This is a genomic window from Catenulispora sp. GP43 (assembly GCF_041260665.1).
GTDB lineage: Bacteria > Actinomycetota > Actinomycetes > Streptomycetales > Catenulisporaceae > Catenulispora.
The window spans coordinates 110,460-131,181 of record NZ_JBGCCT010000004.1 but is presented as its reverse complement, the minus strand read 5'-3'; the positions used below and the strand labels follow the sequence as shown (position 1 = coordinate 131,181).

Annotated in this window: 13 protein-coding genes; 8 read left to right on the top strand and 5 right to left on the bottom strand. The window is 70.5% G+C overall.

Annotation, left to right across the window (positions count from 1 at the left end; genetic code table 11):
- Positions 1 to 2: 2 nt before the first annotated feature.
- Positions 3 to 539, top strand: coding sequence for a hypothetical protein (locus ABH926_RS10695; protein WP_370365275.1), 537 nt, complete (start codon positions 3 to 5; stop codon positions 537 to 539).
- Here ABH926_RS10695 and ABH926_RS10690 read toward each other — a convergent pair whose 3' ends face one another.
- Both ABH926_RS10690 and ABH926_RS10685 read right to left on the bottom strand, forming a co-directional pair.
- Complete coding sequence (locus tag ABH926_RS10690; protein ID WP_370365274.1) at positions 540 to 1,934, bottom strand: FAD-binding oxidoreductase; 1,395 nt, start codon at positions 1,932 to 1,934, stop codon at positions 540 to 542.
- A 271-nt stretch (positions 1,935 to 2,205) separates the two neighbouring features.
- Complete coding sequence (locus ABH926_RS10685; protein WP_370365273.1) at positions 2,206 to 3,450, bottom strand: M24 family metallopeptidase; 1,245 nt, start codon at positions 3,448 to 3,450, stop codon at positions 2,206 to 2,208.
- 141 nt (positions 3,451 to 3,591) lie between these two features.
- On the opposite strand from ABH926_RS10685, the gene ABH926_RS10680 reads away from it, so the two are divergent.
- The 7 genes from ABH926_RS10680 to ABH926_RS10650 all read left to right on the top strand — a co-directional run bounded on the left by ABH926_RS10680 (position 3,592) and on the right by ABH926_RS10650 (position 17,005).
- Positions 3,592 to 6,099 (top strand): BTAD domain-containing putative transcriptional regulator, encoded by a 2,508-nt coding sequence (locus ABH926_RS10680; protein ID WP_370365272.1) that lies wholly within the window; start codon positions 3,592 to 3,594, stop codon positions 6,097 to 6,099.
- An 80-nt stretch (positions 6,100 to 6,179) separates the two neighbouring features.
- Positions 6,180 to 7,775: a UbiD family decarboxylase gene (locus ABH926_RS10675; RefSeq protein WP_370365271.1), complete on the top strand. Its 1,596-nt coding sequence runs from the start codon at positions 6,180 to 6,182 to the stop codon at positions 7,773 to 7,775.
- Positions 7,772 to 8,443, top strand: coding sequence for an SDR family NAD(P)-dependent oxidoreductase (locus ABH926_RS10670; protein ID WP_370365270.1), 672 nt, complete (start codon positions 7,772 to 7,774; stop codon positions 8,441 to 8,443). The genes ABH926_RS10675 and ABH926_RS10670 overlap by 4 nt, the downstream gene beginning before the upstream one ends.
- 97 nt (positions 8,444 to 8,540) lie before the next feature.
- On the top strand, positions 8,541 to 9,242 hold the full coding sequence (locus ABH926_RS10665) for a rhomboid family intramembrane serine protease (RefSeq protein ID WP_370365269.1): 702 nt from the start codon (positions 8,541 to 8,543) through the stop codon (positions 9,240 to 9,242).
- A 165-nt stretch (positions 9,243 to 9,407) separates the two neighbouring features.
- Positions 9,408 to 10,391, top strand: coding sequence for a hypothetical protein (locus tag ABH926_RS10660; protein WP_370365268.1), 984 nt, complete (start codon positions 9,408 to 9,410; stop codon positions 10,389 to 10,391).
- Between the two features lie 75 nt (positions 10,392 to 10,466).
- Complete coding sequence (locus tag ABH926_RS10655) at positions 10,467 to 15,662, top strand: hypothetical protein (protein ID WP_370365267.1); 5,196 nt, start codon at positions 10,467 to 10,469, stop codon at positions 15,660 to 15,662.
- 512 nt (positions 15,663 to 16,174) lie between these two features.
- Positions 16,175 to 17,005, top strand: a complete 831-nt coding sequence (locus ABH926_RS10650; RefSeq protein WP_370365266.1) for a nuclease-related domain-containing protein — start codon at positions 16,175 to 16,177, stop codon at positions 17,003 to 17,005.
- 4 nt (positions 17,006 to 17,009) lie between these two features.
- Here the strand turns inward: ABH926_RS10650 and ABH926_RS10645 are convergent, their stop codons facing one another.
- The 3 genes from ABH926_RS10645 to ABH926_RS10635 form a co-directional block, all read right to left on the bottom strand.
- The gene (locus ABH926_RS10645; protein WP_370365265.1) at positions 17,010 to 17,429 is read right to left on the bottom strand and encodes an NUDIX hydrolase; all 420 of its coding nucleotides are present in this window, start codon (positions 17,427 to 17,429) and stop codon (positions 17,010 to 17,012) included.
- Positions 17,426 to 18,082, bottom strand: coding sequence for an NUDIX hydrolase (locus tag ABH926_RS10640; RefSeq protein WP_370365264.1), 657 nt, complete (start codon positions 18,080 to 18,082; stop codon positions 17,426 to 17,428). Before ABH926_RS10640 ends, ABH926_RS10645 begins: the two co-directional genes overlap by 4 nt.
- Before the next feature lie 139 nt (positions 18,083 to 18,221).
- Positions 18,222 to 20,195, bottom strand: a complete 1,974-nt coding sequence (locus tag ABH926_RS10635; RefSeq protein ID WP_370365263.1) for a hypothetical protein — start codon at positions 20,193 to 20,195, stop codon at positions 18,222 to 18,224.
- Positions 20,196 to 20,722: the final 527 nt, after the last annotated feature.

Here is a 20,722-nt window from a genome sequence, read left to right as displayed (position 1 = left end):
TCATGGCGTTGACCAGAGCGGGAATGCGCAAGCAAGTCATCGAGAACCTCTCGCAGGTCGCGCCGCCCGGGGAGCGGTTCGTCGCGTGCGTCCACTGCGAGACCGGGCTGAGCCCGTGGCTGGCCCACGTCCTGGAGCGCATCCCGTTCGTCGGCGGGCTGATCGGCATCGTGATCTACTCGATGCGCGACTACTACTTCATCACCCTGACGAACACCAGCCTGGTCATCCACCGGGCGGCCCGGGTGACCAACAAGCCGAAGGAGTTCGTCTTCGCGGTGCCGATCACGGCCTCCCCGATCACCGGCATCAAGAAGGGCTGGCTGCTCTGGAGCCGGATGTACTTCGCCTTCCCCGGTGAGACCAAGCCGAAGCGGCTGAACTTCCACCGGATCTGGAACTCCGACGTCCAGCACTTCATCACCGCCATGCCGCACGCCGTCGAGGGTGCCGAGCAGCTCGGCGTCCCGCTGCAGGTGCCGGGGCAGGGTTCGTACTCGCCGGACCCCGCCCCGAGCGACCAGCACGGTCAGGGCTGATCAGAGGGCGCGGACGTTGTGGTTGACCCGGAAGAGGTTTTCCGGGTCGTACGTCGCCTTCACCTCGAGCAGCCGCTCGTACTTCGCCGCGCCGTAGATCTCACGCACCGCTTCCGGGGTGGTCGCCTCCCAGGGCGAGAGGAAGTTCGGGATGAGGTGCGGAGTGGACCAGGGCTTGAGCACGTCGACGAAGTTCTCCAGCTGAGCGGTGAGCCCGGCTTCGAACTGCGCCGGCCCGATCCCGATCCCGAAGACGGTGAACCGGGCCTCGCGGCTGGGCACCGCGTTCGGCACCGCCGCCTCCCGTGACAGTGCGCCGCCCAGGTGCCGGATCTCCACACTCGTGAGGCCGCAGCCGGAGTCCGGCCCGACCGCGGCGATCAGCGCGTCGAGGGCCTCGGCGGGCAGGTCCCGCAGGGTCGTCACCCGGTCCCAGTACGGCGCCGGGTCGACGGGATCGCTGTGGATGGCGCCGATCCCGGTGATCGGCATGTCCGCCACGGCGTCGATCAGCGCCGGTGCGATCGCGCGCATGGGCGCCAGCAGCCGTTCCCCGTCCTGCGCGCTGCCGAGGTGGGCGAACCGCAGGTGCAGCACGAACGCCCCGCGCAGCGGTTCGGGCAGCTGCGGCAGGTCCGGCAGCCGCAGCACGGCCACCGACGAGGTGGCCTCCTCGGGCAGCGTGGCCACCCAGGACCGCCAGGCGTGCAGGATCTCGGCGGTGTGCTCGCCGGGGAAGTAGACGCCGCCGCCGTAGACGCGGGTGACGGGGAACAGCTCGATCTCGATCGCGGTGACCACGCCGAAGTTGCCCTTGCAGCCGCGCACGGCCCAGAACAGGTCCGGTTCGCTGTCCGCGGCGGCCTTGCGCAGCTCCCCGTCGGCGGTGACGACGTCCAGGGAGACGACATGGTCGGCCGCGTATCCCTTGCTGCGGCCGAAGACGGGGCTGAGCCCGCCGCCGAGGGTGTAGCCGACGACGCCGATGTGCGGGGCGGAGCCGGGAATCGGCGCCAGGCCGTGCGGTTCGGTCGCTTCGAGGACCTCGTGCCAGCGCGTGCCGGCCTCGACGCGGGCGGTGCGGCGCTCCGGGTCGACGGCGACGCCGCGCATGAGATGGGTGTTGATCAGCAGGCCGCCCTCGGCGGGCAGGACGACCTGGTGGCCGCTGTTCTTCACCGCGATGGGCATCTTCCGGTCGGCCGCGTACCGGACGGCGGCCTGCACGTCCGCGGCGTCGGCCGGGATCACCACGATGTCCGGGGTCAGTGGGAGGTGGAGGTTGAACAGCGCGGTCTGCGCCGCGTATTCGTCGTCTCCCGGCACTAGGACTGTTCCGGTGATGCCGGCCGCTGGTGTCGCGCGCTCATCCTCGGGGTCGCCGATGACGGTCATGGTGGTGGCTTGTCCTTTCAACGCTTGCGGGCCAGGTCACCCTGACCCGCGCGGCGTCGGTGGGACATCAGTCAATTGACGCTCTGGTTCGCGGGGCGGTCGGCTTGGATCGCTTACGTCATGCCGGGGCCGCGGTGGCAGGCGCGGTGTCTCCACCAGCGGTTCGGTGTCCGTTGCGGCCTATGCGCGCCGCGGCGGGGGATTGCCGGCGGACGGTGGTCGCGTGTTCGTCGTCCTCATCGGCGTTGAGGAGTGAAACGTCGCACCGGCCTCAGGCCCGCAGCAACTGTGCCGTGAACGGATTGAGCTCGATCGGGCCGTCCTGTCCGATGACGACAGTGCAGCCCAGGTTCACCGCCTTGCCGTCGACCACCGCGTTCGGCTCGAACGCGAACGTCATGCCGGGCGCCAGCGGCAGCTCGCCGCCCATCGTCGGCAGCTCGAACAGCCGCCCGTACTCCAGCGCCTCCGGCACCCGGCGCAGTCCCTGGCCGAAGCCGCACACCGGTCCGTAGGGGTTGAGCGTGTGCACCATCGGGTGCACGTTCCACGCGCCGGCTTCCTTGAGCACTCCGAGCATCGCCCCGGCCAGGTCCCCGAACGTGTTGCCGACGACCGCCGCGGCCAGCCCCGCCTCGTACGCCGCGCGGGCGATGACCGCGGCCTCCTCAAGGTCCGGATGAAGATCGCCGACCGCGATCGCGACCTGGGTCTGGGTCTCCTTCATCCCGAACCGGCAGAACGCCTCGGCCATGACGACGTCGCCCTCGGCGACGACCCGCGGGCTCTGCGGCCGGTACGCCCAAGCCGGGGAGCCCCAGGAGATGAAACCGGGCCCGGACCACAGCAGCATCTGCGGGGCCGCACAACCACGCCGGAAGGCGGCGGACATGCCGGCGGTGAAGATCTCGGCCTCGTCGACGCCGGGGGCCGTGGCCTCCAGCATGGCGCGCGCCATCGCCTCCCCGGCGTCGGCCGAGTAGCGGATGACCGCGAGCTCCTCCTCGGACTGGCGGATGGTCGCGAACAGGTAGCTCATGCCGACTTGCTTGAACGTGGCGCCGGGCAGCTCGGCCAGGACCTCGGACCACAGCGCGTACGGCATGATCGGCAGGATGTGGAACGGCGGGAACGGGTCCAGGCCGAGCACGCCGATCGTCGCGTTCTCCAGCCGGTGTTCGCGCAGCACCTCCACGACGCCGGCCGCGTTCCGGCCGACCCGGATGTCGTGCGGCGGGATCCACAGCTGGTCGCCGCGCTTCATCGCCTCGATGTGGTCCTGGATCGGCAGCGTGGACCAGACCAGCTGCACCGGGTCGGCGTCGCGGCAGAAGACGACGATCGACCCGGGCCGGTCGTTGGTGAAGTACGTGTCCGGGGCGAAGGGCGCGAGGTCCGCGCATTCGCGCTCGCCGTAGGCGACCAGCGCGTCGAGGCCCTCGGAGGCCATCAGTTCCCTGGCCACCTCCCAGCGCCGGTCGCGCTCGGCCGCGGAGTACGTGGGGACGGACAGCATGGTTGCTCCTCAAGCTCGGGTCAGGGTGCTTACGGCCGCAAGCTAGGAGCCAGACCTATCCCGCCGATAACGCGCGCCCCCCACTGAGAAGAGGAGTTAGGGTTTTGGATGCCAGCAGATCATCAGCGGGGAGGAGCTGGGATGCACGTGGCGATCCTGGGACCGGTGCGGGTCGGGACCGGTGCCGCGGACCCGACGCCGGTCGCCGCCGCCAAGCAGCGCGTCATCCTGGCCACCCTGGCGCTGCGCCCGAACCACACCGTCTCCACCGACTTCCTGACCGAAGCCCTGTGGCCGCAGGCGAAACCGTCGAGCGCCAAGGCCGCGGTGCTGAACTACGTCGCCCGGCTGCGCCGCACCATGGGAGAGGCGTCCGGGCGGCTCCGGACGGCGTCCGGCGGATATCTGCTGGACGTGCGTGATCCGTGCGAGCTCGACCACCTCCACGCCGCCGCCCTGGAGTCCCGGGCCCGAGACGCGTTGTGCGGCGGCGGTTTCGAGGCCGGCGGGCAGCTGGCCGACGAGGGGCTGGCGCTGTGGCGGGGCGACCCGCTGGAGGACGTACCCTGCGAGCGGCTCCAGGGCGACTGCCGTCCGGCGCTCGACGCGCTGCGTCTGCGTCTGGAGGAGACCCGCCTGGACGCGCTGCTGTGCCTGGGGCAGTTCGAGCGGGCCCTGCCGCTGCTCAGTGCCCTGATAGCCGCGCATCCGTTCCTCGACACGCTCCACGAGCGGCGTCTGGTCGCGTTGTACGGCGCCGGCCGGCGGACCGAGGCGCTGGACGCCTATCGCGCGGTCCGGGCCCGGCTGCGGGAGGCCGTCGGATCGGATCCGTCGCCGTGTCTGCGCTTGCTGCATCAGCTGGTGCTGCAGGAAGCGCCTGTGTCGGAAGTGGTCGCGGTGTGGCGCGCCGATCGGGAGGTGGCTCATCGCGGCGGCAAGCACCTGCTACCCGCCCCGGCCGCGCCCTCGCAGCTTCCGCCCCGACCGCGGCTGGTCGTCGGCCGGCGTACGGAACTGGCCGCGCTCACACGCCTGCTCGCCGGTCCCGACGAGGCCCGCGACCCCCGTGACGCCCGCGATGCCAGCGATGCCCGCGAAGCCGAGTCGGTCTGCCGGGTCGGAGTGCTGTCCGGCCCGGCCGGGGTCGGCAAGACCACCGTGGCGCTGACCTGGGCCCACGAGGCCGCCGCGGCCTTCCCCGACGGCCGGATGTACCTGGACCTCAACGGATTCGCCGCCGACGGCCGGCCGCTGTCCACCGACGCCGCCGTCAGCGCCCTGCTGGACTTCCTCGGCGTACCGCCCGAGGAGGTGCCCGCCACGCCGCAGGGCCGTGCGGCGCTGTACCGGAGCCGGGTCGCCGCCCGGCGGGTCCTGCTGGTCATCGACAACGCCCGCGACGCCTCCCAGGCCCGTCCCCTTCTGCCCGCCGGCGCCGCCCGCGCCCTGGTCACCAGCCGCCGGTGCCTGACCGGGCTGGTCGCGCTGGACGGCGCCGAGGCGCTCACGCTGGAGCCGCTGACGGCGGCCGACTCGCACGAGCTGCTGGCGCGCCGGCTGGGGCCGGGCCGGGTCTCGGGCCGGGAGCGCGCGATCGAGGCGATCGCCGACCGCTGCGGCAACCTGCCGTTGGCTCTGGCCGTCGCCGCCGCCCGGGCCGTGGTCCTGGCGAACGTCCCGCTGGAGGCGCTCGCCGCCCAGCTGGAGTCCAACGCGCTCAACGCGCTGAACCCCGGGGACGACACGAGCGACGTCCGCAACGTCCTGTCCTGGTCGTACCGGCAGCTGCCGGCGGCCGCGGCCCGGACGCTGCGCTTCCTCGGACTGCATCCGGGCCCTGAGATCACCGTGCCGGCGGTCGCGGCCCTGGCGGACCTCCCGCCGTCCGAGGCGGCGCCGCTGGTCGCCGAGCTGGCCGCGGTGAACCTGCTGACCGAGACGACCCTGGGCCGCTACACGATGCACGGCCTGGTGCGCGCCTTCGCCACCGAGCTCGTCGAGCAGGACACCACCGCCGAGCAGCGCCGCGCGGCCCAGCACCGGTTGCTCGAATACCACCTGCTGTGGGCCGTGGCCGGGGAGCGTAGCCACACCTCGCTGCCGACCGGGATCGAGCCCGACCGCGTACCGCTGCCGCCGGGCCTGGCGGCGCGGCCCTTCACCGAGGAGCGCGCGGGCATGGCGTGGCTGGACCAGGAGCAGAACGTCCTGATGGCGCTGGTGGCGCACGCCGCGGCGGCCGGCTTCGATTCCTACGCCTGGCGCCTGGCGGCGACCCAGTCGTGCAGCCTCATGCTGCGCGGCCGCTGGCACGACGACGCCCGCCAGGCCCGGATCGGCCTGGCTGCGGCCAAGCGGCTCGGCGACCCGGCGGCCCAGGCGCGCGCCTATCGGCAGATCGGGCGCGCCCTGGCGTTCGCCGGCGAGTACGACACCGCGCGTTTCCAATTCGGGCGCGCCCTGCGGCTGTACCGGTCCCTCGGCGACGTCGCAGGCGTCTGCGAATCCGAGCGCGGCCTGGCCGCAGCGCACCCCCGTCGGCGGGATCACCGGGCCGGGCAGGACCATGCCGCCGGCGGACTCGGGGCCTGCTCCTGCGCCTGCTCGGACACCATCGGGACCGCGGCGGCGTCCGCCACGGCCTGAGCGGCGGAGATATCGCCGAGATACGTCCGCGTTGTCGCGCCTTCCTACCGTCGGCCTCCGAACCGAAGGAGGACGTCCCCGTGGAACCCCTGAAACACCCCAAGAGCCTGCGCGAATTCATCGACGACCTGGCGGCGATCGGCGAGGTGCAGCCGATCGAGAAGGAAGTCGACTGGAACCTGGAGATCGGCGCCGTCGCGCGCCGGACGTACGAGCTGCGCGCGCCGGCTCCGCTGTTCACCACGATCACCGGTATCGAGAAGGGCTTCCGGGTCCTGTCGGCGCCGGGCGGGCTGTCGGCGCAGCCCGGTCTGACGTACTCCCGCATCGCGCTGGCGCTGGGCCTGCCGGCCGGCACCGGCGGCGCGGACATCGTCACCGCGCTGGCCGACGCGCGGCAGCGCGAGCCGGTGCCGCCGCGGGTGGTGGACGCCTCGGAGGCGCCGTGCAAGGAGAACATCATGAAGGGCGACGAGGTCGACCTGCTGAAGTTCCCCACGCCGCTGATCCACGACGGCGACGGCGGGCGCTACATCCAGTCCTACGGCATGAACATCGCCAAGACCCCGGACGGTTCCTGGACCAACTGGTCGGTGAACCGCATGATGCTGGTCGACCGGAACCGGCTGGCCTGCCTCATTCCGCCGCCGCAGCACCTGGGCATCATCAGGGCCCTGTGGGAGAAGCGGGGCGAGGACCTGCCGATCGCCGTCGCACTCGGCGTCGAACCGGCGCTGCCCTACGTCGGCGGCATGCCGCTGCCCGAGGGCGACGACGAGGCGCACTTCCTGGGCGGCTACTTCGGCGAGGGGCTGGAGCTGGTCCCGGCCGAGACGGTGGACCTGCTGGTCCCGGCCACGGCCGAGATCGTCATCGAGGGCCGGGTCTCGCTGACCGACGTGGCCGACGAGGGCCCGATGGGGGAGTACCCCGGCTATCTGGATCGGGGCAGCCACTCGCCCAAGCCGGTCCTGCACGTCACCGCGGTCACCTACCGCGACGACGCGATCCTGCCGGTGGCCGTCGCGGGCGCGCCGGTCGAGGAGGACCACACCGGCTGGGGGCTGCCGCACGCCGCGGAGATGACGTACGTGCTGCGCGAGGGCCGGCTGCCGGTCTCGGCGTGCTGGGGCGTGCTGGAGTCGGCGGCGCACTGGTGGGTCGTGGCCTTGCGGCCGGACTGGCACGAGGTGTCCGGGCTGACCTCGCAGCAGATGGCCCGGCGGGTCGGCGAGGTGGTGTTCGGGGCCGGCAAGCTCGCCTTCGGCGTGCCCAAGCTGGTGCTGGTCGAGCACGACTTCGACATCGCCGATCCGGCCCAGCTGATCTGGGCCTTCGCCAGCCGGGCGCACCCGGAGCACGGCGAGGAGCACTTCGAGAACCAGCCGCAGAACATCATCCCGGTCTACCTGGACGAACATGAGCGGCTGAGCTACCACGCGACGAAGGTCGTCTACAACTGTCTGCTCGCCGACCGCTTCCCGGCGGATCAGCGGCCGGTGGCCTCGGACTTCGCGCACAACTGGCCCGCCGAGGTGCGGCAGCGGGTGCTGGCGAACTGGCAGGAGTACGGGTTCCGGCCCGCCGCACCGGCGGCAGGCAGTGCAGGCAGCGCAGACAGTGCAGGCTGTGCAGGCAGTGCAGGCAGCGGAGACAACTCTGGGGGAGAGCGATGACCGAGCAAGGCAGCGTCCTGATTCTCGGCGCCGGGCCGGGGCTGGGTCTGGCGGTGGCGCGGGTGTTCGCCGAAGCCGGCCACGCGGTCGCCCTGCTGGGCCGTGGCGAATCGCGGCTTCGGGAACTGGCCGCCGTCCTTCAGGGCGGGGGCCACAGAGTCCACGTCCAACCGGCCGACGCGGCGCGGCCGCAGGACCTTCAGGCGGCGCTGGACGCGGCGATCGCCGAGTTGGGCGCCCCGGAAGTGCTGGTCTACAACGCGGCAGCAGCCCGGCCCGACACCCCGACCGGCGCCGCCGCGGCCACTGCGGAGCACTGGGCGGACAGCCTGGCGGTCAACGTCACGGGTGCCGCCGTGGCCGCCGGCCATGTGATCCCGGCGTTCCGCGAAGGCCGGGGCACGGTTCTGCTCACCGGCGGTGGCTTCGCCGTGGCTCCGTCCCCCGACTACACGACGCTGTCTGTGGGCAAGGCGGCGCTGCGGGCCTACGCCCTGGCCCTGCACGCCGAACAGCTGAAGGCCGGCGTGCACGTCTCCACGGTCACGATCCGGGGGCTGCTGCGCCCGGACGACGCACGCTTCGCCCCCGCCGCCATCGCTCCGGTCTATCTGGAGCTGCACCGGCAGCCACGGGACCAGTGGCAGGCGGAATACATCTACCCCTGACGCCGAATACCCCTGACACCGAATACCCCTGACGCCGAAGCCGGCCGCGGTTTCCGGCTAAGGTGATCAAGAAAATCAAGGCCGAGGGGGGTCGGGAATGGCCGGCGCGCATGAGCTGGAGCTCTACGCGAGCGCAGCAGTCGTCATCGGTGCCGGACAGCCGCTGCTGATAGCGCTGTCCGGCGCCCGGAATGAGGAACGGAGCCCGGTCCAGGTCCTGTCGGCGATCTGGCGCCGCAGGCCCTGGCCGTGGGCCACCGCCGTGGTCCTGGCGGTGGTGCTCGTGATGATCGGTCTGCAGTACACCGTGCCCGGTCTGTCCGGGCACCTGATGCGGCAGCCGGACGCACTCCGCGACGGCCGGTGGTGGCGGGTGTTCACGGCTCTGTTCATCCAGTCCTCCGGCCTGGTCCAGATCGTGGTGAACGTGCCCGCGCTAGCCGTCGCGGGCCCGGTCGCCGAGCGCGTCCTCGGGCCCCGGCGCTGGCTGCTGGTCTTCTTCGGTAGCGGTGTGGCCGCCAACGTCGTCAGCGAGGCCGGCTGGAGCCGGACTGGCGGCGGCTGCTCCGTCGCCATCTGCGGGCTGGTGGGGGCGCTCGCCGCGCTGTGCCTGGTGCGTGCCGCCAGCCCCAAGCGCCAGCGGGCGAACGCAACCGCCATCCTGGCGGCCGGAGTGTTCTTGTGCGCGATCGCGAACAACCACGGCGTGGGTCTGCTCGCCGGGTGCGTCCTCGGTCTGGTCGTGGCGTGGCCACGTAAGGGCTATGACCGAGTGTCCGAGCCCGTGCCGCAGAGGTAGCGTCTGAGCAACTTAGAAGGCCCTAACAGTCGAATGTCCAGTATCTCGACTCTTATAGGGGTTTCTCATGAAACCTGGTATCACCACCGCATTCGTCGGGTACCACCGCCGTGGCGAGACGTCGTTGCGGAAGGCGGGACGCATGGATTCCGGTGAGGTCGGCCGATGAGCAGCGGTGTCGCTCTGCTCGTGGTCCTGCATCCGCCCAAAGTGGTGGGCGATCCGCTGGACTTCGAGAAGTACCTCCACAAGCTCGTAGTGACCGCGTACCAGGTCGACTTCGGCCACCCGGACACGCTCCCCGAGCCCCCGCACGCCGTGATCGGGTCGGCCGAGTACACGGCCGCCAACGACTCGACGAACACCATCTACCAGCTCACCGACCTGTTCGACACCAAGCTGTATTCGGCGGCGGTGGCCGTGATCGACGTCGACAGCGCGATCCTGGCCAAGTACACCTCGCCGGAGAGCCTGGTCAACGTCGTGCTCTCGGTGACCCGTGACGGCAACACGATCCGCGAGGACAGCCTCGACTACGACGTGCAGCTGTGGGGCAGCACCGGCAGCCCCTACGCCGTCCCGGCGTCCTTCGCGCTCGGCGTGGCCGGCACATCGCTGACGCTGGACGGCTCGCCGGGCGGCGGGGTCGTCGGCCGGTATCTGCCGCTGCCCGATCCGGCTTTCGACGCCGGGTCCGGGACCGCCTACCTGGTGCCGCCGGCCGACGGCAGCGCGCCTTCGTTCACCGACATCAAGAACGCGGTCGACGCGATCCTGGCCGAGGACCCGACGGGCATGGCCGACCCGACGGACCTCACCGCGCAGCAGTGTCTGCACATCGCCCGCGAACTGGTCAGCAACCGCTACGCGGCTCCGTTGCCGGCCCCTTCCTCGGCGGTGCCGGTCCTCTACACCACCGGCAGCGACGACGACCGCAAGCACTTCGAGTCGACCCTGCAGTCCTACTACGCCACCCTCGACGCCGAGGCGAGCCGTCTCGCGGGCTTCATCTACGCCTGGTCGGCCGCCCTGAACTGCAACGCCACCACCAAGGCCGCCCCCGACGCCGCGCTCACCTTCCCGGTGCGCGTCACCTCGGTGCCCGGCGTCGCGCAGGCCGCCGAGGCCCGCGTGGTCCTGCACAACTGACGACGCCTGATCCGATCAGGCCGGCGACCCGGATCCAGCCGAGCTGGTCCGGCAGAGCAACCATGAGGGGCAGCCATGCCAGGGCTGACGCCGAGCTTCGAGGTTCCCGCAGAGTACTTCTACGCGCTCGGCTGCACCATGCCGACCAGCATCGACGCCGCCACCCGGCTGACGATCGCCGGCGGCAAGTCCGAGTCCGCGCTCGTCGACCTCTTCCAGCAGACGATCGACGCCGGCACCATCGACGTCACCGGGCTGATCACACCGCTGCAGGCGGCGCGCCGGATCATCGCGCTGACCTTGACCAGCGGGACCGACCCGCACTGCAAGATCGGCCCGATCGGCGACCCGGTGAAGCTGGTCACCGCCTGGCTGGCCAGCGACAAACCGGACGAGACCCTGTGGAGCACGCTGCTCACCGGCAGCACCCCGGCCAAGGCCGCCAACCGGCGCGGCCAGCTGCGGCTGATCCTGTGCGCGCTGACCGGATTCGACGACGTCGCCCCGGCCACCACGCTCAGCGATCTGGTCGCGGCCGTCCAACAGCCGCTCGGCACGCCGCCGGGCAGCGGCGGGCTCGGCATCACCGACGCCGACGGACTGGCCGCCGTCACCGCCGACGAGTGGACCGTTTTCCTGACCGCGCACCCGCAGTTCCTGCCCGCCTCGACGAGCCCGCCCGGCGCGACGGTCTCGGTAGCGGACCGGATCCGGGCGTTCCTGCGCATCTTGCAGCACTTCTACAGCGTCGGCACCACGACGCCGGCCGACGTCGTCCTCACCCCGGGCAGCGCGCCGCAGCTCGACCGCTACGGCTTCGATCCGTTGCAGGCGTTCCTCGTCGAGTACTACAACGGCACCGGCACCGCGTTTGTCTTCGGGACCACCGCGCCCGACGACGCGGCGGCCCAGACCGCGATCGCCGCGGTGTTCCCGGACGACGCCGACGCGGCGGCCTGGCTGGCCGCGGCGGTGAAGAGCATCGGCGAGCTCGCCGCCGTGACCGACGGGCTGATCCCGGCGGCGTCCGCCAACGCCGCGAGCCTCCAGTTCTCGATCATCGAGGCCTTGTACACCCGCGGCTTCACCGGCAAGGACGCGATCACCGTGCTGGACGAGGCCGACTTCCAGACCGCGGTGGCCGGCTCGGTGGCCCACCAGTGGGCCGGCGCGATCTGGACCGCGGCCGGCGGCAGCCTGACCCCGCCCGGCGGGTCGACGGGCCCGTTCGTCCCGGTCAACGCCGACGGCGACCTGATGGACTGCGTTCCGCCCGAAGAACTGTCCCCGCTCGGCCCGATCGCGTATCTCAGCGAACTGCTGAAGGCTGGCCCGGACTCCACCTGCGCCCAACCGGTGTCGCCGTCCGGGGTCGACTTCGCCACGCTGCTGAAGACCAGGCGCGGCGACCTGGCGGCCCTGCAGGCCGACGCCGCGAACCTCATCACCCCGATCCCGCTCGTCGACCTGGTGACCGAGAGCCTGGAACACCTGGCCGCCGCGGTGGTGGCCGGCGGTGGCACCGCGACCGGGGTCGGCGGCGTGGTCCACGACACCGCTGTGTCCTCGGTGCGCGACCACCGCCTCGCGCCGCCCGGAGCCGCGAGCGAGCCCGGACCGCCGTTCCGGCACGAGGCCGCGGCCCTGTTCCGCGCGCTGCCCGAGTACTCCTCACCCGCCAGCCCGGTCGCCGAGCCCGGCGGCTATCCGGCGCTCGCCACCGACTTCTCCAGCCCCGAACTGCCCTACAGCCAGCCGCTCGACGTCTCGCGCTCACATCTGTGCGAGCTGGGCACCGACCGGTTCGAGCTGCTGCGGCACTTCCGGGCCCAGATCACCGAATTCGTGCTCGCCGGCCCCGACCCGGCCGGATTCGACAGCACGCTGTGGCGGTTCCCGGTACAGCGTGACATCGCGGTGGAGTACCTGCACATCGATCCGGCCGAAGCCGACGCGCTGTTCACCACGCCGATCGCGGCTTGGACCCTGTACGGCTTCGCGCAATCGAAGACACAGTTTGGTGATGGGGTACCGACCGGTGACTGGACTCAGACCGCGGTCATCCTCAGCGAATTCCTCAAGCGCACCGGCCTGGACTACTGCGACTTCGTCGACCTGTGGCGCTCGGGCTTCGTCCCCTTCTCACGCGGCGACCGCGAAGGCGATCGGGAAGGCGGCGGCTTCGACACCTGTCCGCCGTGCTACCCCGACAAGATCTGGCTCCGCTTCACTCAGGACTCTGACTCCAGCGACGGCAACGGATCGCCGACCGCCACTGCGCTGGGCCAGCTGGCCGTGTTCATCCGCCTGTGGCGCAAGCTCAAGAAGCAGCGCTGCGGCGGCTACACCTTCGCCGAACTGGCCGACATCTGCACGGTCCTGGGCCTGTTCGGTGCCGACGGGACCCTGAACCCGGACTTCATCGCCCAGCTGGCCGCCTTCCAGATGCTCCGCGACCTGCTGTGCCTGCCGCTTGGCGAAGTGACGATCCAGAACTCTGACACCGAACAGCTCCTCACCGGCGTTGTCCGGCTCCGGCTGCTCGCGCTCTGGGATCCGAACGCCGCGCCGGAGGACTGGGCCTGGGCGGTCGGCGAGCTGCTGGACCGGTTGCAGGAGTACGCCGTCAGGGTCCACCACCGTCCGCGCCGCGACGCGCCGGACGTCAAGCTGGAGCCGGCGGTGCTGGACGGGCTGTCCGTGCTGGCCGGCTTCGACCCGACCGTCGCGACCGACACCTGGCACGCCTCGCCGACCCGCACCCTGCGGTTCGTCGAGGTGCTGGCGAAGATCGACGCCTCGTCGTTCACCGTCGGCGAGCTCGAGCTGTTGTGCACCGGGACCCACGTCAGCGGCGACGACCCGTTCCTGCCGCAGTCCGCCGGCGACGCCGAGGACGACCCGTTGGAGCTGCCCGACGACGGCCGGGGGCACTCACTGTGGGCGCTGCGCGCGCGGCTGCTCGACGCAACGGTGGACCACGACGACCTGGACCGCTGGACCTGGCCCCGGATCCAGGCGGCTTTGGCCGAGGAGTTCGGATACGCCCCGACCGGCTCCGGCGACCCGCTGACCTCGCTGGCCCGGCACGCGTTCCCCCACGTCCTGGAGCGCGAGGGCCAGCCGGTGACCCCGGTCCAGCGCCGCTATCTCAGTCCCCTGAGCGTCGGCAGCACCACCCCGGGCATGTGGAACGGCGACCCCGACGGCGCCTTCCACTACGACGCGGCCACCGCGAACCTGTGGACCGACCTGCCGCTGTCCGACGAGAATGTGCTGAAGTCGCTGGCCCGGCTGCGGCAGCTCAAGGACGGCCCCGCCGGGAGCAGCGAACTGCTGGCGGTCCAGGAGCTGTACTGGCAGCCGCGGGCGGACCTCGCGGCCCTCGGCCTCCTGTTCCCCGACCTCGCCGACGCCGACCGGCACTTGATCCAGCACGGCGACGAGAACGCGCGGTGGCACTACTTCCAGCACGCCTTCGTCCTGGCCCGCAAGCGCTGCCGCATCATCGCCGAGCATCTGGCCCGGCACGCCGACCCGGACTGCCATGAGCATGAGGACGGCGAGCGCGAAGCCTTCGACCGCTCCTGGCTCGTCCTGAAATCGCTCCACGCCGACGAGAACGCCGCCACCACACCGTGGGAGCAGTCCGGCGGCTCGCCCCCGCCGCTCACCTGGCCCCAGGCCACCGGCGGAGCCTTCGCCGCGCTGCTCGGCCTGTGCGGGACCGGACTGCGCACCGAGTATTCGAACGCTGATGGCAGTATCCTGTGGCGCGAGACCTCCGGCGGGCTCGACGCGTTCGGCCGCGTCCGCGATCACGCGGACGCCCCGCTGCCGACCCTGCTTCCGGCCCTGGACGCGAGCACCCCGGCCGGCGTCAACGCCACCGTCAAGAACGGCCTGGCCTTCTCCGAAGAGTCCGACCGGCTCCTGGGCGGTGCCCAGGGCCACACCGTCGCCTGGACCGGCGTCCTGCTGATCGAGCACGGCGGCCGCCACCGCTTCGCGGCCGGCGCGCCCACCGCCGAGGGCGAATACCCCGACTTCGAGCGCGCCGAACACTGCGCCTGGCGCATCCGGCTGGACCGCGGCCCGCGCACCTGGCTGCTGCTCAGCCACGGCTGGTCCGGCCAGCCGGACACCGCGCACCAGACCGAACTCGACATGCGGCGCGGCGCCTACACGATCACCGTGGAATTCCAGCGGCCCGCTCCCGGATTCCGGCAGCCGGACGACATCCGCCGTCAGCACACCGGCTTCCAGCTCAAGTACGCCGGCCCGGACACCGGCGAGGAACTGGTGACGGTCCCGCGCAGCCGGCTGTTCATCGCCGCCAAGACCGGGACCCTCGGCGCCGACCTCGACCTGGACTCCGAGGCCGCCCGCGCCGCGATCGACGGCCGCTACCCCTCCACCCTGCGCGACATCCGGCGCACCTACCAGCGCGCGTTTCTGGCACTGCGCCTCACCGATCGCTTCGAGCTGTCGGCCCGCCGCCACGAGGACGGACAATCAGAGCTCGGATACCGGATCGACCACCCCGACCACTTCGCCGGAACCGCGTTCCGCCGGACCGGCGGCGGCTTCACCGCCCAACCCGCCTGGTTCGACCTCGACTTCCTGCCGGTCACCGACCCCTACCTGCCCCCGACACCGGCCCAGGACCAGCGAGTCGCGCCGACCCTCGGCCGGCAGGCCGCGCTGTTCGACTGGTGGGAGCGGTTGTTCGACTACGCACGCCTGCGCGCGGAGAACGCACCCCGCGGCCACCGGCGCCGCGGCGGCCTGTGGCGGCTGTTCCAGGACGCCGGCGAGGCCGGCCCCGCCGACATTCTGCACCTCGCCCCGCACATGCACGTCGAACTCGACCACAACGACCTGGTGCAGACCTACGACGGCCTGCAAGCCCTGCTGGGCAAGCCGGAACTGACCGCCGAGAACCTGCTCGACGAACGCTGGCCGGTGCGCTGCTTCCACGCCGAGCTATGGACGCGCGCCGTGGAAGCCCGCCGCGTCGGCGAGCCGATCGGCACCGCCATGCCCGCGCTGTGGGCCGCCGCCGACCCCTCAGCGGGATCGCCATCCGGCAACGACCTGCTCACCGCGTTCGTCCAGGACGGCATGCTCGAATCCGGGGCCCCGCGCCGCTACCGCGACCTGCGCGCCCTGGACGACCTTGATTCCCAGATCGGCGCGCATGGCGTCCCGCAGCGCGGTCACTGCGGTTCGAGTACTGCCCTGGACGATTTCGGTCTGCTCCCTCGCTGAGAGCGCCGGCGCATCCTGGGCAGGCCTGGTCGTCAGTAGTCGATATGCGTCACCCAGCGCATACGATGCTGCCTGAGCTCTTAGCAGGACGGGCTCCGGGACTATCATCTGTGCTCGAGAGAAGCATTCGGCGAACGATGATCTGGCTGTTTCCAAGGCGTCTTGTGGGGGATTGTGATCCCAGGTCTTCCCGGACCAGCTGGCATAGAAGTCAACCAGGGATCCGCGGTAGTTCCTGGCGGTTGATATCAGGTCCGTGTAGATGGCCCGCCGTTGTGCCAGGTCGTCTTTAGCCTTCTGCTCGTCGCGCTCGCGCGCGCTCTCCCGGCTCTGGATCTCAGCTTCCAGTTGCCGGGCCTTTCGCGCGGATCGCTGTGTCAGCAACGGCGCGAAGAGCGTGCCACCGACACCGACTCCGGCGACGATCAGGGAAGTCCACTCGGCCACGATGCGAGTATGGCGTGATTCGGCAGCGCGAGCCAAGGAATTCAGAGTCCTGATAAGGTGCCCTGGTGGAGCTGATCGTCAAGGCTTGGAAGCGGTACGGCAAGGACCGCCTGTACGTCGCCCATACCGCCACCGGTGTGAACATCGGCTACTACGATCGCCAGACCGGCGAGCTGCATGTCGAGGATCCGGACATGCGATATCGGGCGCTGGAAGCCCTGGCGCCGTTCTTGGGCGGGGATATCAGTGCCTTGGCTCACGTGATCGGCTCAACCGCGCCGACGGCCGACACGGATCTGACGAACAACATCGCCGGGAGTGCCGTCAGCGAGCGGGCTGCGGAGCTTTCCCCGGGGCGTTTCCAGCGTATCGCTGCGAAGATCCTAGGAATCCGAACGGAAGCGACGTCCTGGGAAGTGGGAGCGGCTGGCGAGCGTCGCGTCGGTGGTCGTCTCGATCGCCTTAAGGGGCACGGCTGGAACGTTCTTCATTCCATACCGCTCAAGAGCGGCGCGGACATAGATCACATCGTCATCGGGCCCGGCGGGGTATTCACAGTCAACACGAAGCATCACCCTGGCGCACGGGTCACCTGCAAGGGCGACTTCGTCCGCGTCAACGGCCAGCTCAACCATTATGTACGAAACAGCAGGCACGAGGCATCTGCCGCGGCCAGGCGACTGTCCTCAGCGTGTGGTCTGCCTGTCGGGGTCGCCGGCGTTCTCGCTTTCGTCGGGGTGCACTCCCTGGACGTGAAGGAACAGCCCGAGGACGTGTTCATCGTTCCAGGAGAACGGCTGGAGCGCGTCTTCCTCGCAGCTCCGCAGATACTCAGCCCTGACATGCACCAACGGATCTATGCCGTCGCCCGGCGTGCCGAACTATGGCTCGCTTAGGGGTCTACATTCCGTCCGCCAACGCCGAGTCCAGGTATGCCTGGACCGGCTCCCAAAACCCGTCAGGCACTCGCTCGGCGACCTCTTTCCGGTCGCTCCACCGGACTTCGGCGAGTTCGTTGGCATCGGCGAGGTGGGCTGTGCCGGACTCGGCCGCGCAGACGACGTAGGACATGTGGCGTCCGGTGACCGGATGCAGTCGTCCGCCGAGGACCTTCACAGCGGAGACCGTCAGGCCCGTCTCTTCCTTGGTCTCCCGTACGGCAGCCTGTTCGACCGTCTCGCCGTCCTCGATCCCCCCTGCTGGGAGCTGCCAGGACAGCGAGCCCTCCTTGACCCGTCGGCGGACGAGGAGCACGCGACCGTCGTCGACGACCACGGCCGCGGCGATGCCGGGCCGCTTCTCGGGGGCTTCAGCGGTCATGTCTCTTCCTCCAAGGCTTTGAGCACGGGCGGATAGATTCTCTCAGCCGGTATGAAGCGAGTGACGCTGCTTTTCGCCACCCAGAGGACTTCGACGTTCTCGACCACATCGCCGTTGACCGCCGTACCTGCGAGGTAGTCGCATAGCAAGTAGTCGCACATCACGCCAGTGATCGGGTGAAGCCGGCTGCCGAGCATCCTCCGTACAGAGCAGTGGACCGCTGTCTCCGCCAGGGTCTCCCGGACGGCGACCGTCGACGGGGACGCGCCCGGCTTGACGACTCCAGCCGGGAACTGCCACGTGATCCCGCCGCCGTCGTCGCGCCGGCAGACGAGCAGCACTTCGTCCTCCCGCGTTACGACGGCTATCGCCACGCGCAGCGCCTGGGCCGCCGGATCACCGACCCGGGACAGAACGGCCGTGACATCCGCCAGCAACCTGAATCGTGCTCGGGCGGAATCGGGTGCCTGTTCCAGCGTGGTGTCGAGGAGTTGTTGAACCTGTGGTCCGAGCACGGCGCCAGGCTCCGCATGCCACGTGGCGACAGTATGGACGGCGACGCCGAGACGGTTCGCGAACCCCTCGTCAGTCATTCGGAGTGCGGCTTGAAGTGCACAGGCGAGGCTTCCCGACCACTCTTGGATGACGTCCACGCTGCCTTCTCCCCGGATCGCCTCGAGCTTCCTACATCCGCTCTGCCCCGTTGTCCCATCCTCACCCCCCCGGCCGCGGTGGCTGAGCAGCGGCGGGAGTGAGGATGAAGCCCCCGAGACGTCGCCGAAACCGTTGACGTCAGCCGACGGTGTAAGCGTTCGCGACCGTCTGCGTGATCGAGCCGCCGAGCGCGTCGGTGGCGGTGACCTTCAGCCAGGGCGTGGCGCCCTTGGCGCCGTTCTTCCACAGCGCGGCGTAGCGGTTCTGGCCGGCGGGGATCACCGAGGCCGGGGTCCAGGTCGCGCCCTTGTCGTAGGACACGGACACGGTCGCGCCGGTGGCCGGGGCCTGCGAGCCGGCGGTGCCGTAGGACTGGTGGCCGACGGTCAGCAGCAGGGCCGCGATCGGGCCGTGGCTGGTGTTCGTGTCGTCGGTGGCCAGCTGGTAGTTCAGGTTCAGGACCGGCAGGATCGAGCACGGTGTGGTGCCGGTGCCCTGGGCCTGGCAGAAGTCGCCGGCCGGCAGGGTCGACGCCGGGTTCGGCTTCGCGTCCGGTGTCGGGGTGTAGGGCACCGTGATATCAGTGTGCGACGCCGTGGACTGGGTGATCGGGAACTGGCTCAGGTCCAGGTCGAACACCATGCGGTAGGTGCCGGGGGTCTGCGCCTGGCCGGTGAGTTCGGTGCTCGAGGCGCCGTCTTGGGAGAAGATCTGGGTGCCGTCGCGGTAGACCGTCAAGTGGTCGCTGCCGGGGCCCAGCAGGTTTGCGTTGGTGTCCGGGTCGCTGTCCGTGACCGGGTTCAGGCCCAGGTCGACGGTGCCGCCGTCGGTGCAGGACCGGCACAGGGTGTTGTGCGCCTGCTGGTACTGGCCGACCTGAGCCGTCAGCGGGCCGTGGCCCCACGTCCGCCACAGCTCCACCGGGCCCTGGTAGGCGTCCTCGTCCTTGGTGAACTGCAGGGCGGCCGGTATTCCGGAGGTGGCGCTCGGCAGGGCGTTCATGATGCTGCGGAACCACTGGGCGTCGCCGGTTGGGGCGCCGATGTAGGTGGTCAGGTTCGTCGGGACCGAGAAGAAGGAGGCTGTTTGGTTTCCGCCGCTCTCGGGGCTGAACGGGCCCATGATGTACTCGCCCTGGCGCTGGGGGTTGCCCGCGTCGGTGTCGATGATGTTGTGGACGGTGGTGATCCGCTGGGGATCGGCCTGGTACGTCTGGTCGGCGTCGATGTGGTCGGAGGCGGGGAACATCAAGTCGTAGCGGTACGGGTCCGCCGTTCCGGTCGGGCTCGTTCCGCTCCAGCCGAGGACCTGGAAGCTGGCGGTGCCTACTTGCGCCGCGGGCTGTGCGTTGACGTAGACCGACGCGACATTGGGATTGGTCAGGAAGCCGTTCAGGCCGTCGGCATCGGTACGGCCGAAGACGGTGTACGTGAAGTCCGTCGTGTTCGGCCGCGGAGTGTGGACGCCGACCAATGACGTCGCGGTGCGCTCGTCGGCGTTCAGGGTCGTCACGCCGGCGCCGTCGACGGTGAGGTCGGTCTGCGCGACCATGTGCAGGGTGCCGGTGAAGCTGTCCGGGTTGAACGTCGTGAACGGCGTGTACGCCGCATAGTGCCCGGCCGGGACCGCGACCCGCGCCACCCCGTTGACTACCGGGATCGGTGCGGACCACCGCGTCATGTCGTCGACGTCGAAAAGGTATGTCGTGACGTTCGCGGGCGCGCCGGTCGAATCGACGGCATTGATCTGCAATATGTGCATCGGATAGTGCGGGGCGAGGTTCGGCTGCGCACCGCTGTGCAACGCGGCGACGTCGTACTGCGCCGGCTGATATGCCTGCCCGGACGAGGTCACGGAGTAGGGGATGACATAGCTGTGGGCCGGGTTCGGCGAATAGCGCATCGCCGGAACACTGTGCCCGTCGGGCGACAGCACCGAGACGGTGGCCGCCCGCCCGGAGCCCGCGGTGATCACCCGGTCGCCGTTCGGCAGCGTGACGGTCCCCTTGGTAGCGGTCCCGGCGGCAGCGGTCCCCGCGGCCGCGCCGGCGGTGGCCAGACCGATGAACGTGGCAGTCGCCAGGGCTGAGACTCGGCGGATGCGGTTTACCACAAGCGTTCCTCCAGATCATGGCTAAGACCCCGGCTGGACGTCGGCCGGGGCTTAGTGCTCTCGGGAACTAGTGACCGCGGAGGAAGCCGATCGGGTTGTCAGGACTCTGTAACGGACTGGCTGAACGGTGTGGGTCAAGGTGACGCCACATCGTTGTCAACAGCGCATATCAGAGTCCTCCTTCGCGTCCGCGCGCGCCGACCGTGGATCGTGCATCCCGCGCGGCCTCTTACCCAGAACTCTGATTTCCTAAGCGGCGCCGTCCGGCGCCGGCCGGGCGTTAGGCGAATCGGGGGACAGCGGCGGTGTTTCGCCAGGCCTGGCCGCCGGGTCGCGCGCCCCCGCGCCTGCGGTGCCGGCGTGCTGCGCCACCTGGACCGATGGCTTGTGACGATCGGGTAGGGGGTAGCGCGGCCGGCCATGGCGAATCAGAGCTTTGGGTCTCCGCCGACTCCGGGGGGTTGCCTTGGCGTGACCTATCGTGAAGACTGTGCCGCATTGGACGTGGGAAAGTGCCCGATTCGGGC